The organism is Sulfurovum sp. TSL6 (assembly GCF_019972115.1).
Classification (GTDB): Bacteria; Campylobacterota; Campylobacteria; order Campylobacterales; family Sulfurovaceae; genus Sulfurovum.
Genome location: NZ_BPFJ01000002.1, coordinates 340,849 through 357,644 on the forward strand (window position 1 = coordinate 340,849; position 16,796 = coordinate 357,644).

General features: G+C 39.4%; 18 protein-coding genes and 1 riboswitch. Of the genes, 7 read left to right on the plus strand and 11 right to left on the minus strand.

The genetic code is table 11. The features are described 5' to 3' along the window. Nucleotides 1-95: 95 nt before the first annotated feature. The 6 genes from LDM93_RS06685 to LDM93_RS06710 form a co-directional block, all read right to left on the minus strand. Nucleotides 96-1,352 (minus strand): pitrilysin family protein, encoded by a 1,257-nt coding sequence (locus tag LDM93_RS06685; RefSeq protein ID WP_223891454.1) that lies wholly within the window; start codon nucleotides 1,350-1,352, stop codon nucleotides 96-98. Between the two features lie 192 nt (nucleotides 1,353-1,544). Next, nucleotides 1,545-2,618, minus strand: coding sequence for a dehypoxanthine futalosine cyclase (locus LDM93_RS06690; protein ID WP_223891456.1), 1,074 nt, complete (start codon nucleotides 2,616-2,618; stop codon nucleotides 1,545-1,547). A 41-nt stretch (nucleotides 2,619-2,659) separates the two neighbouring features. Beyond that, a complete protein-coding gene (gene nusB, locus LDM93_RS06695; protein ID WP_223891458.1) occupies nucleotides 2,660-3,058 on the minus strand; it encodes a transcription antitermination factor NusB in 399 nt (132 codons plus the stop codon). Then, nucleotides 3,058-3,525: a 6,7-dimethyl-8-ribityllumazine synthase gene (ribH, locus tag LDM93_RS06700; RefSeq protein ID WP_223891459.1), complete on the minus strand. Its 468-nt coding sequence runs from the start codon at nucleotides 3,523-3,525 to the stop codon at nucleotides 3,058-3,060. The genes nusB and ribH overlap by 1 nt, the downstream gene beginning before the upstream one ends. Before the next feature lie 33 nt (nucleotides 3,526-3,558). Beyond that, the gene (kdsA, locus tag LDM93_RS06705; RefSeq protein ID WP_238480477.1) at nucleotides 3,559-4,359 is read right to left on the minus strand and encodes a 3-deoxy-8-phosphooctulonate synthase; all 801 of its coding nucleotides are present in this window, start codon (nucleotides 4,357-4,359) and stop codon (nucleotides 3,559-3,561) included. Next, on the minus strand, nucleotides 4,356-5,249 hold the full coding sequence (locus tag LDM93_RS06710; RefSeq protein WP_223892053.1) for a DMT family transporter: 894 nt from the start codon (nucleotides 5,247-5,249) through the stop codon (nucleotides 4,356-4,358). Before LDM93_RS06710 ends, kdsA begins: the two co-directional genes overlap by 4 nt. 96 nt (nucleotides 5,250-5,345) lie before the next feature. Here LDM93_RS06710 and LDM93_RS06715 point away from each other — a divergent pair, with 96 nt between their 5' ends. Further along, nucleotides 5,346-5,606, plus strand: a complete 261-nt coding sequence (locus LDM93_RS06715; protein ID WP_223891461.1) for a hypothetical protein — start codon at nucleotides 5,346-5,348, stop codon at nucleotides 5,604-5,606. Here LDM93_RS06715 and LDM93_RS06720 read toward each other — a convergent pair. Continuing rightward, nucleotides 5,599-6,324, minus strand: coding sequence for a DUF3108 domain-containing protein (locus tag LDM93_RS06720; RefSeq protein WP_223891462.1), 726 nt, complete (start codon nucleotides 6,322-6,324; stop codon nucleotides 5,599-5,601). The genes LDM93_RS06715 and LDM93_RS06720 overlap by 8 nt on opposite strands. A gap of 97 nt (nucleotides 6,325-6,421) precedes the next feature. Here LDM93_RS06720 and LDM93_RS06725 point away from each other — a divergent pair, with 97 nt between their 5' ends. The 3 genes from LDM93_RS06725 to trpS are packed head-to-tail and all read left to right on the plus strand — an operon-like array spanning nucleotide 6,422 to nucleotide 10,068. Further along, nucleotides 6,422-7,615: a mechanosensitive ion channel family protein gene (locus LDM93_RS06725; protein ID WP_223891463.1), complete on the plus strand. Its 1,194-nt coding sequence runs from the start codon at nucleotides 6,422-6,424 to the stop codon at nucleotides 7,613-7,615. Between the two features lie 31 nt (nucleotides 7,616-7,646). Next, the gene (der, locus tag LDM93_RS06730; protein ID WP_223891464.1) at nucleotides 7,647-9,053 is read left to right on the plus strand and encodes a ribosome biogenesis GTPase Der; all 1,407 of its coding nucleotides are present in this window, start codon (nucleotides 7,647-7,649) and stop codon (nucleotides 9,051-9,053) included. Between the two features lie 52 nt (nucleotides 9,054-9,105). Beyond that, nucleotides 9,106-10,068, plus strand: coding sequence for a tryptophan--tRNA ligase (gene trpS / locus LDM93_RS06735; RefSeq protein ID WP_223891465.1), 963 nt, complete (start codon nucleotides 9,106-9,108; stop codon nucleotides 10,066-10,068). Nucleotides 10,069-10,091: 23 nt separating this feature from the next. Here trpS and LDM93_RS06740 read toward each other — a convergent pair whose 3' ends face one another. The 4 genes from LDM93_RS06740 to LDM93_RS06755 all read right to left on the minus strand — a co-directional run bounded on the left by LDM93_RS06740 (nucleotide 10,092) and on the right by LDM93_RS06755 (nucleotide 13,388). Further along, nucleotides 10,092-10,307 (minus strand): hypothetical protein, encoded by a 216-nt coding sequence (locus tag LDM93_RS06740; RefSeq protein ID WP_223891466.1) that lies wholly within the window; start codon nucleotides 10,305-10,307, stop codon nucleotides 10,092-10,094. A 13-nt stretch (nucleotides 10,308-10,320) separates the two neighbouring features. Then, nucleotides 10,321-10,407: riboswitch (cyclic di-GMP riboswitch) on the minus strand. A gap of 130 nt (nucleotides 10,408-10,537) precedes the next feature. Further along, the gene (murI, locus tag LDM93_RS06745; RefSeq protein WP_223891467.1) at nucleotides 10,538-11,329 is read right to left on the minus strand and encodes a glutamate racemase; all 792 of its coding nucleotides are present in this window, start codon (nucleotides 11,327-11,329) and stop codon (nucleotides 10,538-10,540) included. A gap of 104 nt (nucleotides 11,330-11,433) precedes the next feature. Beyond that, nucleotides 11,434-12,762 (minus strand): transcription termination factor Rho, encoded by a 1,329-nt coding sequence (gene rho / locus LDM93_RS06750; RefSeq protein ID WP_223891469.1) that lies wholly within the window; start codon nucleotides 12,760-12,762, stop codon nucleotides 11,434-11,436. Between the two features lie 236 nt (nucleotides 12,763-12,998). Next, entirely contained in the window at nucleotides 12,999-13,388 is a 390-nt protein-coding gene (locus tag LDM93_RS06755; RefSeq protein ID WP_223891471.1) for a hypothetical protein, read from the minus strand. An 88-nt stretch (nucleotides 13,389-13,476) separates the two neighbouring features. Here LDM93_RS06755 and LDM93_RS06760 point away from each other — a divergent pair, with 88 nt between their 5' ends. The 3 genes from LDM93_RS06760 to LDM93_RS06770 are packed head-to-tail and all read left to right on the plus strand — an operon-like array spanning nucleotide 13,477 to nucleotide 16,760. Continuing rightward, nucleotides 13,477-15,891 carry a heavy metal translocating P-type ATPase gene (locus tag LDM93_RS06760; protein ID WP_223891473.1) on the plus strand — a complete coding sequence of 805 codons (2,415 nt, stop codon included), beginning with the start codon at nucleotides 13,477-13,479 and terminating at the stop codon, nucleotides 15,889-15,891. Then, entirely contained in the window at nucleotides 15,891-16,142 is a 252-nt protein-coding gene (gene ccoS, locus LDM93_RS06765; RefSeq protein ID WP_223891474.1) for a cbb3-type cytochrome oxidase assembly protein CcoS, read from the plus strand. Before LDM93_RS06760 ends, ccoS begins: the two co-directional genes overlap by 1 nt. Nucleotides 16,143-16,196: 54 nt before the next feature. Then, nucleotides 16,197-16,760 (plus strand): YfaZ family outer membrane protein, encoded by a 564-nt coding sequence (locus tag LDM93_RS06770; RefSeq protein ID WP_223891476.1) that lies wholly within the window; start codon nucleotides 16,197-16,199, stop codon nucleotides 16,758-16,760. Nucleotides 16,761-16,796: the final 36 nt, after the last annotated feature.

A 16,796-nucleotide genomic window follows, 5' to 3' on the forward strand; every position in this document is an offset into this window, starting at 1 on the left:
GACAAAAGAAATAATATGTCAAATTGTCATGCTTTTAAGTATGACAATTCAGATCATGCGATGAGTATAGCGAGGAAATGCCCTAGAAGTGCATATTATTTAGTAGAAGAAGCTTCCTTTTTTGTGACAATACTGAAAGTAATATCTGACAGCTCTGTATGTGCTTTAATAAAGGCATTGACCTCATCAAGTGTAACAGACTCGATCTTTTTTAACTGCGCTTTAGTAAAATCAAGTGGTCTTCCATAATAATAATCATTATAAGCCCTATGCAGTCTTTGCGAAAGTGTTTCTATACGCAGAGGCTCAGAACCGAGTAAAAACTTCTTCGTATCGTCAAGCTCTTTTTGGGTGATCCCCTCTTTGACAAAAGTGTCTACCACTTCTTGTATCAGATCTTTTGCCTCATCTTGTGTACTGAGCTTTGTTTGCATGTAACCACTCAAATAAGAAACCGGTTTTGTACGTCTGAATGAGGAGTAGACACCATAGGTGAGTCCGCGTTTTACACGTATCTCTTCCATCAGACGGGAACCAAACCCGGCACCTCCAAGAAGATACTCTGCGATCTTTGCGAGGTACTGGTCTTTTTCTTTATAACTGTAGTTAAAGGGGGCACCAAAATAGATATATGCCTGTTGTGTATCTTCATCGATGAGTACAACTTCTTTTTTATCTGAAGCTTGAATACGTTTCACTTCTTTCTCTTCAACTTTTGGTAACACTGCAAGAAGTTTTGTCAGATATCCTTCTGCTTCATCCAAAGTAATATCACCGCCCACAACACCTATGGCATTGTTGTACCCTACATGTGTAGAGATAAATGTTTGAATATCTTCCAGTGAGATACTCTCTATACTCTCAATCGTACCGTCATACGGTCTGGCTAAAACGCTTTCTTTAAAAAGTGTCGCTCTCAAAGAAGTACCTGCTATATAATCAAAGTCACTCTTCTTTTGTGTCAGCCAACCTATCTTTTGATGTTTAATTTGAGCCAATGCTTCTTGCGTGTAATTTGGATCTTTTAAAAGTTCCTCCAAACGCTCTACTGCATAAGGAAATTCACTTTTTAATGAAGAAACCTCTATCATAAAACTCTCACGTCCTACATGTGCACCGATATCTACTGCATGTGCATCAAGTTTGGTAGCGAATCCTACACTTCCTTCTTTCGATGTACCTTCATTCATCAGCCTTGCAGACATATCGGCTAAACCATCTTTGGTATTACTCAAATGTCCTGCATTTTTAAAGACCAGTTGCATCGATACGATAGGAAGATACTTCTCTTGCTCAAATACAACGGGTACCTTACTCTCTTTAATCTCTATCTCGTGAACGAATGCTGCCATCAATACTCCTTGTACTGCTATCAATAATAAAATAATTTTCTTCATATAAAACCTTTGGGTTTTTATTTACTCCGATGTAGAAATAAATGTGACCAGTCACATGAGCCGACTGCTGAAGTGCCCGAAGGAAATACCTTTAGGTGCACCCCAGTGTTAACGTAGTTTTTTGAGCTTTGATTAAAAAACGTCCTATTAATAGTAACGTTCTAATATCTCATACGCAGTATTACGTTTTGCAGGGTTCTCCCCCACATCTCTAATGAGCTTGATCATCTCTTCTTGATTCATCTCATTCTTAGCTCCAGCTGCTGAAACGACGTTTTCTTCCATCATCGTTGAACCCAGATCATTCGCGCCAAAAAGAAGTGCCATTTGTCCTATGTAAGAACCCTGCGTCACCCATGAACTCTGTATATTGGGAACATTGTCCAAAAAGAGTCTGGCTACAGCCAAATAACGAAGATAGAGATTTGAAGAAGTCTTAGTGATCGTTGGTAACTCTCTTTTTAGCTGTGTATGGTCACTTTGATAAGACCACATGATAAATGCTCTAAACCCTCCGGTTTCATCCTGAAGCTGACGTACATAATCCCAATGCTCCACTATCTCACGTGTTGTCTCCACCGTACCGTACATCATCGTAGCTGTTGACTTGATCCCAAGCTTATGCGCTTGACGGTGCACATCCAGCCATGTGTCCTTATCGTGTTTTTTAGGTGCTATGATGTCACGTACCCTGTCTGAAAGTATCTCTGCACCTGCACCGGGAATTGAACTGAGTCCTTTTGCCTTCAATCTGCGTAAGACTTCGGAGATACTTATCTTTGAACGGTTGGCAATGTAATCTATCTCGATAGATGAAAAACCGTGTATCGTGACTTGAGGGTATTTCTTTGAGATATGTTCAACCAGATCTTCATACCACTCTATCTGCAGTTTAGGGTGCACACCTCCTTGAAAGAGTATCTGTGTTCCACCTATAGCCAGGAGTTCATCTATCTTTTGGTCTATCTCATCAAAACTCAGAATGTACGCATCTTCTTTTTTCTCATGCGTATAAAAAGCACAAAACTTACAATCCACCCAACAAATGTTCGTATAGTTGATATTTCTATCCACAACAAAGGTAGTAACACCTTTGGGATGCATCTCTTTCTTACGTGCAAGTGCCATCTTTCCAAGGGTTTTCAGATCAGCCTTTTCAATAAGCTCTACGGCTTCATCCACACTCATACGTTTATTTGTAGAATTAGTACGAATCGTCATTTGGTACCTCACTCAGATTGCGTTTTAACGCACATCATTTTTTATTTCTCTTTATCCAATGCATCTAGAACACCATTGATAAACTGTGGTGACTTTTCATCTGCAAGTTCTTTTGCCAATTCAACTGCTTCATTGATGATAATGGCTTTATCTGTTTTTGCAACAAGGATCTCATAGGCTCCCAGTCTCATGATCGCTTTTTCTACTTTACCAATACCCTCATAATCCCAATCTTTCAAATGTTCTTTAATTTTAGCATCCAGCATTTCAAGATTTTCTATAGTGCCCTGGAAAAGTGTATCTGAAAAAGCTTTTTGTTTATTTCGAATCTTACCCTCTTCCAAAATTTCATCTGAAAACTTACTTATGTTCTCATTCCCTAAGTCATAAGCATAAAGTAGTCCCACTACAGCAGTACGTGCCTGATGTCTAGTAGCCATTAGTCAAGCTCACTGTATAGGTTGATGAGTTCAATAAGGCCTACCATCGCTTCAGCACCTTTGTTTCCTGCTTTGGTACCCGCTCTTTCTATAGCTTGTTCAATACTGTCTACGGTAAGTACACCGAATGTTGCCGGTTTACCATGTTTTAGTGTTACTGATGCCACACCTTTGGTTGCTTCTGCGGATACATAGTCAAAGTGAGGTGTTGCACCACGGATCACTGCACCTAAACAACATACTGCGTCATATTTTCCAGAAGCCAATGCTTTGTCCAATGCGAATGGTATTTCAAATGCACCCGGCACCAAGATAAGATCCAGATCATCTGCATTTCCGCCATGTCTTGCATAAGCATCCTTTGCCCCTTCTACCAGTCTGTCTGTAATGAAGTGGTTAAATCTTGCATTGATGATCGCTACTTTTTTACTCTTATCTACGGATAATTGACCTTCTACAATTTTCATGTTATTCCTTTAATTTAGTATTTAAATTTTTGTTTATTCGACGATCGTTCGGATCTCATCGATCTGTTGGATTAATGCATCTAACTTGCTTAACTCTATCATATTAGGGCCATCACTTAAAGCAATACTCGGATCAAAGTGTGTTTCAAAAAAGAAACCGTCTACACCTACTGCTGCTGCTGCACGTGAAAGATAGGGTACAAATGAAGAGTCTCCACCTGAACTTGCTCCGCCAGATGCAGGCATCTGTACAGAGTGTGTTGCATCAAATACTACCGGAGCAAACTCACGCATCGTTTTAAGACCACGCATGTCTACGACAAGATTACCATATCCAAATGTTGTACCCCTCTCGGTGAGCCATACGTTATATTTCTTGGCATTTTCATAACTGACCTCACCATCGAACCCTCGGGTTTTAAGCACTTTTCCTACAGAGTGTTCCATTGCAGCTGGTGCCAGGAACTGTCCTTTTTTAATGTTCACTACCGCAGATGTTTTTGCAGCTGCCACAAGCAGGTCAGTCTGACGACATAAAAATGCTGGAATTTGAAGGACATCTGCTACCTCAGCTGCTGCTGCTGGTTGTGTGTAGTCATGGACATCCGTTAAGATCTTATAGCCAAACTGCTCTTTGACCTCTTGAAGCATTTTAAGCCCTTCATCCAGTCCCGGACCTCTAAAAGAGTCGAGACTGGTACGATTGGCTTTGTCAAAACTTGCTTTAAAATAAAAATCTTTAGTACAGTCATCATGGTACTTCCCTAAAGATTCTGCTATACGCATCACAGTGTCACGACTCTCCAGAACACAAGGTCCAGCGATTAAAATCATTTTAGTCCTTTTGGCAGAGCTACGAGAAGCCCTGATAATATTACCAAGATTATACCCAAAACTGTCCAAATATCAGGAATGGGGTCTCCCAACATGATACCGATCACTACTGCAAAGACAATATTACTGTAACTAATGGTACCAACGATACCTGCCTTTGTCAGTTCATACGCTTTGGTCATCAAAAGCTGAGAGATAGTAGCAAAGATACCGACTGCAATCACGTAGACCCACTCTATACCCGATGGCATGACAAATTCTGCAAACATCCAGTCAAATTCTTCTGAGACATTGACATACGGAGTGATCAGCATTAATACCAGTGGTGCTGCAGTTCCTACCCCCATAAATGACATCACAATGGCACGTGTATCATAGTACTTTCTAAGTTCCCGTATAGAAGTATACGCCAGCGCTGCACCTATACCTGAAAAAATACCCAGAATGTCATATTTATCAAAGGTTCCCCCCTGAGGTTGTGCCACCAGAACAATCCCTATAAATCCTATAATGATAGCCAATAAAGCACTCTTGTGCAATTTTTCATTTAAAAATAGATAGGCAAATATCGCCACAAATATCGGTGAGGTTTTGTTATACGTCACTGCTTCACCCAAAGGAATATATGCCATGATATAAAAATATGCCAAAAGCGCTGCAAATCCCATAGAACCCCGGAAAATAAGTAAGAAGAACTTTCCGCCTGTTTGTTTCAACGGTACTCTATAGATAGCCAGTCCTACAAGAACAACACCAAAAATATTTCTAAAAAATGTTACTTCTACTGGGGGCAAAACCTGACTCACAACCTTGGCAAAACCACCCATAAGTGCGAAGCTCAGTGAAGCCAATAACATCAAAAGGATACCTCTATCCATATTTTTAATCATTTTCTTCAATCATTTATCCTCATTTTTCTAATAGAAGTTTTTTGCCTAGGCAAAACGGCATTTGCTAATTTTGTGAAAGTGTAGCATAATACATTTATGAACCATACAGAATTTTATACAAAACTTTTAGCGCTTCCCAATGGGGCCAATGATATACGCTACCTTGGTAAACGGTATTTACTAAGAAAAGAGACATTGTTAGATGGCAAACTTCTCAAAATTTATGCAGAAGAGTTAGGCGGGAATGACATTGTCAGCGGAAACTACTATCCTACGATGAAAGGCGGGATGTTGAAACCTTGTGAAATGTCAGATCAAAAAGTGATCGACTTTGTTTTACACGCTAGTGCTATTTGATCCTTGTCAGCTTTGCATCCCCATAAAAAAGTATATCTTTGATCACCGATTTATGGATAAAGCCGTCTTTTGCAACAGCAAGCAGGATATCACCTTTTTTCTTTCTGAAATTTTTTTGATGGATGAACGCCTTCGCATAGATCTTTGCATCTTGACCTAGATCTTTTTTATAGTCTGTCACTTGCACATCATCAGGTATAGTGATCTGTACTTCACCATTTTGTTTTTCAAGACCCACCGATTTAAACAAGTATGTTCTGCCTTTTGGCTTCTGCTTCACAGCATTACCTAGGTTAAAGTACAGTGTCAACAAGTCATCTTTGGCATAAAATTTAAGTTTTTCAGTACGGTCTTCTACCAATTTTTCTTTACGCCATTTTCTCACTCTTTTTGTGACATACTTCTTTTTGTGGTCTATATGATACTCTTTAATGACTCTTTTATTTCTCTTCTTACTTGTCATCTGGTAAAAATCACTGACCATGAGTCCATTTCTCATATGTCCTTTTGAAACATAATGTTCCGTTTGTCCACCCATAAGTACTTTAGCCAATCCCGCTAAGGTGACTTTTGTATCAATCTCATAGGTTTTAGCGTTTTGCGTCAGTCTGTTTTCAATGGTTCCTACAGTACCAAATATCCCAAAGGTAGCTCTATAGTCCAATTGTGTCATTTTAGCTGAAGCAAAACTTCCTAAAAGTAAAAATAAACCGCTCATTATAAAAATTCTTCTTAACACATCAATCCTTTTCTATCTCAACTTATATCAATTTTTACTATAATTACCTGTAGAAAAAGTGAAGGATAACATAAAAATGCAAACAAACGAAGTGAATACAAGTGACCTGAATACAACAATTGAATTAAATGTGATAGATGGTCTCTCGATGAATCTTGAGGGTACCGTACAGTCACTGCTGATACCTATCTATGAAAAATATCCTATTTTGGCAAATACCTTTTTAGATATCCCCTTAGCCAACCTTATTGCTGCCATAGTAGTCTTCTTACTCTTTTTACTTTTGCGAAAACTTTTCACGCTTATTGTGATGGGTACCCTGCAAAAAGTCTCCAAAGTAACAGCCACATACCATGATGACAAGGTTATATCTGCACTGAAAAGACCTGTGAGTTTTGCTTTTATACTGATAGGAGCACATCTCTTTTTCGTACTTATTTTCAAAGAGACCGAATGGATCAAAAATATTCTCAATACACTGGTTGTCTATACGATCTTTTGGGCAATTATTTCTGTTCTGGAGTCTTTACGTAGCGTGTTCCATCATGCTACAGAAAAATTTAATCCTGATCTTGCCGAAGAGATGGGTAATTTCATACTTAAAATAGTCATATTCCTTATAGCTGCTATGGGACTCGGTGCGATGCTTCAAGTATGGGGGATCAATGTCACCGCACTAGTTGCTTCACTCGGACTTGGAGGTCTTGCTTTTGCCCTCGCTGCTAAAGATACCGCGTCAAATATGTTTGGCTCTTTTGCCCTGCTTGCAGATAAATCTATTCGTATCGGCGAATGGATCAAAGTAGGAGGTGTGGAAGGTACAGTGGAAGACATAGGGATGCGTACGACTAAAATACGCTCATTTGAAAAGTCACTTATCACCGTTCCTAACCAAATTGTCTCTAATTCCCCTATAGAAAATTTTTCTCGCAGAGGTATCCGTAGAATCAAAATGCAGGTAGGACTCACATACGGTACCAGCAGAGATCAAGTGAATGCCATAGTAAAAGATCTCAGAGAGATGTTGCATACCCATGAAAAAATCTCTCAAAAAGATGCTTTACTCGTCAATTTTGAATCTTTTGGGGACTCTTCACTCAATATCTTTATCTATGCTTTTACCAGCACTTCCAACTGGGAACGCTATTTAAATATACGTGAAGATATCCATCTGAAAATTATGAAAATCGTTGAAGACAACGGGTCAAGTTTTGCCTTTCCTTCACGGTCTATCTACATGGAACAGATACCTGATAAAAATGTGTTATAATTACGATAATTATTAAGAAAGAATACTATTTATGCAAGAACTTAAAAAAGTAGCGATACTAGGACGTCCAAATGTAGGAAAGAGTTCACTCTTCAACCGTTTGGCAAGACAAAGAGATGCCATCACTGCTGATATCTCAGGAACCACAAGAGATATCAAAAAACGTATCGTGACTATTTCAGAAAACCGTGACTTTGAAGTGATCGATACAGGAGGAATAGACTATTCTACTGAACTTTTCTCTAAGGTAGCCGATTTTTCACTGAAAGCGGCTGAAATGGCAGATATCATCATCTATATGGTAGATGGTAAAACACTGCCATCTGAAGAAGACAGAGAACTCTTTTACAAACTTCAGGCCATGGGTAAACCGCTTGCGCTTGTTGTCAACAAGATTGACAATGACAAAGAAGAAGAGCGTTACTGGGAATTTTTGGAGTTTGGTGCAGAGGCAACTTTTCCTATGTCAGTCAGTCATAACCGTTATTTTAATGACTTCTATGCATGGCTTGAAGCACTCATCCCTCCTCGCGAAGAAGAACCTGAAGGACTTGAATTAACTGAAGATGCGGAAGTAGATCCTTTTGATGAGATCATTCGTGATATTAATAGTGTCAAAGAAGAAACCATAGACAATGAGATCAAAGTCGCGATAATCGGTCGTGTCAACACAGGAAAAAGTTCACTCCTTAATGCACTGTTGGGTGAAGAGCGTTCAGTCGTTTCTGATGTTGCAGGAACCACGATTGACCCCATTGATGAGATGATAGAATACAATGACTATAAAATTACTTTCGTTGACACAGCAGGGATCAGAAGAAGAAGTAAAATTGTAGGTATTGAGAAGTATGCTCTGACACGTACGACAGAAATGCTGGAAAAAGCAAACCTGGTACTGCTTATGATCGATGCAACTGCAGGTGTGACAGAGCTTGATGAAAGGGTTGCAGGACTCATAGAGAAATACAAATTGGCTTGTCTTATCGTTGTGAATAAATGGGACATACATGGAGACAAAACCTATGAGGAAGTGGTTGAAGAGATACGAGATGAAATGAAGTTCCTTCACTATGCACCGCTTATTACCATTTCGGCAAAAACAGGGTTGCGTGTCAACAAGATACTTGACCAAGTCACAGAGATCTATAAGCGATACACCCAACGTATCCCTACTTCTGAACTTAACGATACCATACGTGAAGCCATAAGAAGACACCATGTACCTACACATAACGGTGCGGTAGTAAATATCAAGTATGCGACACAGTATGAGACAAAACCACCAAAAATTGCTCTCATAAGCAATAGACCTGAATTTATACACTTTTCCTACAAACGTTACCTGTCAAACTTCCTTCGAAGCAAGTTTGACTTTGAAGGTGTACCTTTAGACATCGTTGCCCGTAAACGCGGTGAACGGTTCGATGACGATGAATAGGTTTTTTACTAACACTTCGCTATAATCTCCTAAAATTATTTTAGGATACAATATGCGTGTACTTACAGGAATACAAGCTTCAGGAAAACTTCATATAGGGAACTATTTTGGAGCTATGAAACCTATGGTTGAACTTCAAGAAGAGCATGAACTTTTTACATTTATCGCCAACTACCACTCACTGACCACTTCAAAAGATGCAGCCACACTGAAACAACACACTATTGATGCTGCTGTTGACTACCTTTCCATTGGAATTGACCCGGAGAAAACAACATTCTGGGTACAGAGTGATATGCCTGAAGTACTTGAACTTTACTGGATACTTTCTAAGTTTACGCCTATGGGACTACTTGAACGTGCACATTCCTATAAAGACAAAGTAGCTAAAGGTATTGCCGCGAATCATGCACTCTTCTCTTATCCCGTACTTATGGCTGCAGATATACTGATGTTAGACACTGAAAAAGTCCCTGTAGGAAAAGACCAGATCCAACACGTTGAAATGACAAGAGACATCGCGATAAAATTCAACAATGAGTATGGAGAGATCTTTACACTTCCTGAGCATCTTGTACAAGAGGATGTTGCTACGATCCCGGGCATAGACGGGCAAAAGATGAGTAAGAGTTATGGGAATGCCATTGACCTTTTTATGGATGAGAAACCGCTGCAAAAAAGATGTAATAAGATCGTCTCATCCTCTACGCCATTAGGTGAACCATTGGAATATGAGGGAGACAATATCTATGCATTGGCATCACTCTTTTTAAATGATGAACAAAAACTTGAACTGCAGGCACGTTATAAAAGCGGTAAAGAGGGGTATGGGCACTTCAAAAAGTATCTTAAAGAGTTGATTTGGGAAGAACTGGGTGAAGCCAGGGAAAAACGCGAGTATTACCTCAACCATATGGATGAGGTAAATGACATTTTGGCTCAAGGCGCTAAGAAAGCCAAAGCTATAGCAAATGCCAAAATGTCGAAAGTAAGAGAAGCGGTAGGACTACTGTAAAGTAAGTCCTACTTTCGCCTCATCTACGCTTCATCCTCTAGATCAATATCTTCATCATCAAGATCAAGATCATCAGCTTCTTCTAATTCTGCATCAGTCGGCATTTGATATGCAGTCTTGTCTAACGGGTCTACGTAATTTTTATCATCGATCGAATTGTACTGTACAATTAAATATACAACACCTATAGACAAAAGTCCAACAAGAAATATAGCAAAGCTTTCTAACAAATTTTTCATCTTTTATCCTCAAATTGGTAGTCTGGCAAACTCAGATATGAAGTTTCTGAGTCCCATAACTTTCTGCACTTGCTTCACAACAAACTAGGCTTTTTACATACAGTAAAACCGTGTGGATGTATTTTAACATAGATAAGTTTATAGTAGCCGTTTTTCATAAAAATATAATTGGAAATAACTTTAACTAATGTATAATTAAGTAGCAGCCTAGAAAAATTAAATAGTGGACTTTAGTTATTTTCAACGTCTATGAAATATATATTTTCATAGGCACCAATAAGACTCTCAACAACATGCATATGAATCTCACCCGTAGTATGAATATGCACCTGTAAGTCGCCCTCATTGAGATGTCCTTTTTGGGTGCCTAATGTGAGTAAATGTTTGGATATAGCTTCAGCCGTATGGATCAGACTCACATTACAGGCCATAATCTTTTCAATACTTTGACCCACAAGAGGGTAATGTGTACATCCCAGTACGATCGTATCTACATTATTCTGACGCATAGGTGCAAGCCATTTTTCAAGTAACCCTTTTGTCACGTCACTATCCATTTCACCTTTTTCGATCTGTTCAACCAAACCGGGACAAGCCTGTTCAAAAATGTCAACACTTTTTTGTGAAGAGAGCGTTTGTGCCAATGTCTGATACTTATCTCCCTGTAGTGTGGCTGGTGTTGCTAAAACCCCTATTTTCCCTGTTCTCGTCTGCTCGATAGCCGGTTTGATACCAGGTTCTGTACCTATAATGATCAGCGAAGGATACGTTTCACGCAAATGTTGGATCGCAGAAGAAGTAGCCGTATTACAGGCTAAGATCAATGCATCTATCTGATGGGTCTTAACAAGATATTTGGTTATATTTAGTGAGTATTGTAGAATTTGTTCAGGGGTTTTTTCGCCATAAGGCGCATTTTTGGTGTCTGCCACATAGAATATCTGAGCACCTTTGATCACTTGGGTCATTGCCTGAACAACGGTCAAGCCACCCAAACCAGAATCAAAAACACCAATACGCATGATAGTTATCTCCTTGTAGATAGGCAAAGCCCATCTACAATTCCTTTCACTAAAGCTTCAGCTATCGGCTCAGATGAAAATATAGATATTTTCATTGCAGTTACCTACGCACCTTCGTTCATCATAGAAAGAAACTCTTCATTTGTTTTGGTTTTCATCATTTTAGAGAAGAGGAATTTCAGCCCTTCTACCTCTTCCATGTTTTGCATTGCATTTCTCAATGCCCAAACTTTTTGAAGGGTTTCAGGCTCCATCATCAACTCTTCTTTTCTTGTTCCCGATTTCGTTACATCGATCGCAGGATAGATACGTCTTTCAGAAACGTGACGGCTGAGAACTACTTCAGAGTTACCTGTACCTTTAAACTCTTCAAAGATCACTTCATCCATACGGCTACCTGTATCTATCAGTGCTGTAGCAATGATGGTCAAAGAACCACCCTCTTCTATGTTTCTTGCTGCACCGAAGAAACGTTTTGGTTTATGCAGTGCATTGGCATCCACACCACCAGAAAGTACTTTACCTGAACTTGGTGTGACTGTGTTGTAAGCACGTGCAAGTCTTGTGATAGAATCAAGTAAAATGATAACATCTTTACCCATCTCCACACGTCTTTTGGCTTTTTCTATCACCATTTCTGCTGTTCTAACATGGTTTTGGGCTGGAAGGTCAAAAGTTGAAGCATACACTTCACCTTTCACTGAACGCTGCATGTCTGTGACTTCTTCAGGTCTTTCATCTACAAGAAGTACCATCAGTGAAGCATCAGGATTATTATACGTAACACCATGCGCAAGTTCTTTAAGCAGTTCTGTTTTACCTGTTCTTGGCGGAGCAACGATAAGTGCTCTTTGTCCTTTTCCTATAGGGGTAAAGAGATCCAGTACACGTCCTGTCATTTTCATTGGGTTATACTCAAGCTTGAGTTGTTCACTTGCATATAATGGTGTAAGGTTTTCAAAAAGAGGTCTCTGTTTTGACTTCTCAGGCGCTAAATAATTGATCGCTTCAATTTTAAGCAATGCATAATACTTTTCTTGATCTTTAGGCGAACGTACCTGGCCTGTCACGATATCACCATTTCTCAGTGCAAATCGTTTGATCTGAGTACCGCTTACATAGGTGTCATTACTGGAGTTGGCAAAGTTCCCATCGATAGAACGTAAAAAACCAAAACCATCGTTCATCACTTCAAGAATACCCGTATAGAGGATAAATCCTCCCTGGCTCACTTGAGATTTGAGGATTTCAAAAATAAGATCTTTTCTTTGAAATTCATTGGGATTTTCAACTTTTACTTCTTTTGCTATCGTTACAAGTTCTGTCAGTGGGAGTTGTTGAAGATTTTCTATTTTGTAGCCATCTACCGGTACGTGTGTTCTGTTTTTTCTGCTGGCAGTATTGCCGTTAGAAGATTTTTTATTATCGCTCATATTTCCTCTTGTATTGAATATGCATTATGGAGATTGTACGTTAGCCATACGATGTGCTACGTGTAGTTATGGCATTATAATCTTTTTTGGCTGAAATTATCATTAAGGACGCCTCTTGGGCAAAGCATGACAGATTACATTGACACTATGCAGATTACGACTCGGCATTTAGTGCCTCGCTTGCACTGCAATTTAGTTGCTTGTCAGTATCTGGTTCTGTGACTGGTCACATGCATTCATATTAGAGCATAAAACAATAACGGAGGATATAAGGCAGCCCCCATCAAAAAAAATATTGGAGGCATTTTCCATTCTAACATTTGTGCTATCTCCGGGGATACTTTACGATCGATAAACACTTTTTTAATCAGTTCTATTTTATAAAACATGTCAAAAATTTTAATCGCCAAAAGAAAGATCATCGTCACATTCAGTACACCTGTAAGGACTACTATTAAAAGTATAAAGTAAAACCCAGGCTGGATGAGAAAAAACAGAAAGATACTTTTCTGATAATAAGCATAGAGTTTTTTCAAAACACCCAAAAGCGTTGGGGCACGCTGAATAGTTGCCTCAAAAAGTTCTGCAAAAAGAAGGATGATCGTAAATAAAAGTGCATTTTCCATAGAAGATTTTACCCATATTTAGATAAAATATACACTTCTCATAATGTGGACAAAAAACTGCATATTACCATCAATCAAGGAATTATCATTGGCAGACATCGCATGTACCCACTGTAATCTCACTTTTCCTGAAGAAGTGATGATCGCTGAACAGCAGAATGAGACACAACTTTATTTCTGCTGTAAAGGCTGCCAGGGTGTCTACCATCTCTTAAACTCTGAAGGGTTGGATACCTTTTATGACAAGTTAGGCGATACCAAACTTCAACCTGCCATACAAAGCAATGAAGATCTGGAAAAGTTTGACTTAGAAGGATTTAAAAACAAGTATATCACTACCCATGAGGATGGACTGTGTGAAATTAACCTTATCATCGAAGGTATCCACTGTTCTGCCTGTGTATGGCTGAACGAAAAGGTTCTCCATAAAACGGATGGGGTCATTGAAACCAGTATCAACTACACCAACAACAAAGCCAAGGTCATCTGGGACCCGGAGGTCATCAAGCTCTCCAAAATTATAGAAACGATTCGTTCCATCGGCTATAATGCCTACCCTTATGATCCAAAGCTTCAGGAAGAACGTGCCACCCGTACACGAAAAACCTATTATTCCCGTATTTTGGTGGCTGTATTTGGATCTATGAACATTATGTGGTTGGCTGTTGCACACTATGCCGGATACTTTGGCGGTATACAGCAATCGTTTAAAGACATTCTCAATGTGGCTGAATTCATCTTAGCTACACCTGTACTTTTTTACTCTGGATGGATATTCTTCCGAGGTGCCTACTATGGCTATAAAAACAATATCGTCAATATGGATACCCTTGTTGCCTCAGGTGCACTCTCTGCTTATATCTACTCCATCTACGCGATGATCAGTCAAAGCGGAGAAGTCTACTTTGACTCAGTGGTGATGATTATCACTTTTGTGCTGGTAGGAAAATACCTTGAAGTACTGAGTAAAAAGCATGCTGTTGATACCTTGGACAGTCTTATGGGAAGTACACCGACCGAAGTGACCACTCTGAAAGATGGTGTAAAGTCCTTAGTGAGTATTGAAAACATTATTGTGGGAGATATCATCGAACTTAAACCCGGTGAAAAAGTTGTGATTGATGGTGAAGTCACCTGGGGGAAAGGTTCTTTTGATGAGAGTTCTCTGACAGGAGAAAATGAACCTATTTACAAAAAGAAGCATGACACGATTTTAAGTGGTTCTCTCTGTTTAGACTCCATCATACACTATAGTGCAACCAAAGATGCTTCAAACTCTATGTTGACCTCCATCGTCAACCTGCTTGAAGAATCCATCACTAAAAAACCCCGTATAGAACAGCTTGCCAACAGTGTTTCAGGATACTTTTCTACCGTGATTCTCATCATTGCCTTACTCACCTTCGTAAGTTGGTACTTTTGGGTTGATAGCTTTGAACAGGCACTCATCGTAGGCATCTCCGTGATCGTTATCGCTTGTCCCTGTGCATTAGGGTTGGCTACTCCTATGGCAACCCTTGTGGGTATCAGTGTTGCAGCAAAACGAGGTATCCTTTTTAAAGAAGCCTCTTTTTTGGAAACGATGGCAAAAAGTGACATCCTTGCTTTGGACAAAACCGGTACGATCACTGAGGGGAAACCTTCTGTAGTGAAGGCAGACTATCTTGAAACTTTTGATCCTTCACTGCTTTATTCGCTTGTCAGTACCTCCAACCATCCCATCTCTAAAGGGATCAAAGCATATCTTGAGGATACACATGAGAAGGTAGAACTGCTCACGCTTGAAGAGATCACAAGTATCGAAGCCAAAGGAGTAAAAGGCAGAGTTAAAAACCAATCACTTCTTGGAGGCAATGCGGAACTGATGAAAGCTTCAAAGCTCGATGTAGATACAGATTCACAAAATGCCCTCTTCTTCTTTACGATTGACGACAGACTTGTCGCACGGTTTGAGCTGACTGATACCATCAGAGAAGGTGCGGCCAAAGCTATCAAAAACATTCAAGAGTTAGGTGTCAAGGTAGTCATGCTTACAGGAGACCATGAGCAAAGTGCCCAAAAGGTGGCGAAACAGGTAGGGGTAGAAGAAGTCTATGCAAAACTTCTCCCCCAGGACAAAGCTGCACTGATAGATACATTTCATCAAGACGGACATGTCGTTGTGATGGCCGGAGACGGTATCAATGATGCTATAGCTCTTGCTTCCTCAGATATCTCCATAGCGATGGGGAATGGCGCGGATGTGGCTATCTCTGTCAGTGACATCGTGCTTTTAGATGAAAAACCTGAAAGTATTTACGAATCTTACAAACTCTCTAGGAGAACGTTTGGTGCAGTCAAAGAAAATCTTGGCTTTTCTTTGTTGTATAATGTCGTAGCTGTTCCACTGGCTGTCATGGGGTTTGTCAATCCACTTGTGGCAGCACTCTCTATGAGTTTGAGCTCACTGGTTGTGGTCGGTAACTCTATGCGTATTAAAAGTTTAAAATTTAAGGATAAATAATGTCAGAAAATATAGTCATTTTAATGATAGGCATCTCTACGTTGTTAGGTGCCATAGGGTTATTGGCTCTGATCTGGGCTGTAAGAACAGGACAATTTGACGACCATAGCAAATTCATAGATGCTGTCCGCCACGACAATGAAGAGGACCTTAAAGATGCAGCTATGATGGAAGAGAAGAAAAAAGCGTATAAAGAAAAGATCAAACAAGAAAAACGGGAAAAAGAAAAAAACTATCGACCTGCAGATTAAGAACTATCAAGAAAATTATGATAGTATTATATGAATAAATATTAAAGGTTTGCCATGTACTTAAAAAAACTCTGTTTCACTTCACTTTTAACCTTTGGACTACTTCACGCCCAAAGCACTATAGGACTCAATATTAACAATGATGATCTGGAAATAGGTGCTTCTATTGACCTTAATGCTTTAACCTACTACTCAGACAGTACTTCATACACACTGGATGCTTCTTATCTTCATACAGATGGTGACAACTTAACGACTGTAGGTGTCAGTGCGGAAAGTAATTTCCAGGGCGTAGAAGGACTTGCACTAGGGTTAGGGATAAAATCTGTGTTTGCCGATAATTTTATCGCTATTCCTTTCTTTGCAAAAGCAAAATATACACTTCCATTCAACTACAGTATCCCTACTACTTCATTAGCCACAAGTGTGGCTTATGCTCCTTCTGTTCTTACATTTAGTGATGGAGAAAGCTATACAGAGTTTAGAGTAGAAGCCGACATGGAGATCATCACGAATGTGCATCTATTTACAGGTTATCGTAATATAGATACAGAGTATGATACCTATGATCAGACTTTTAATAACAGCTTTTATGGTGGGATGAAACTTAGTTTTTAGTGATATACTTTCATATTCAAACTGAAAGCATGTTCT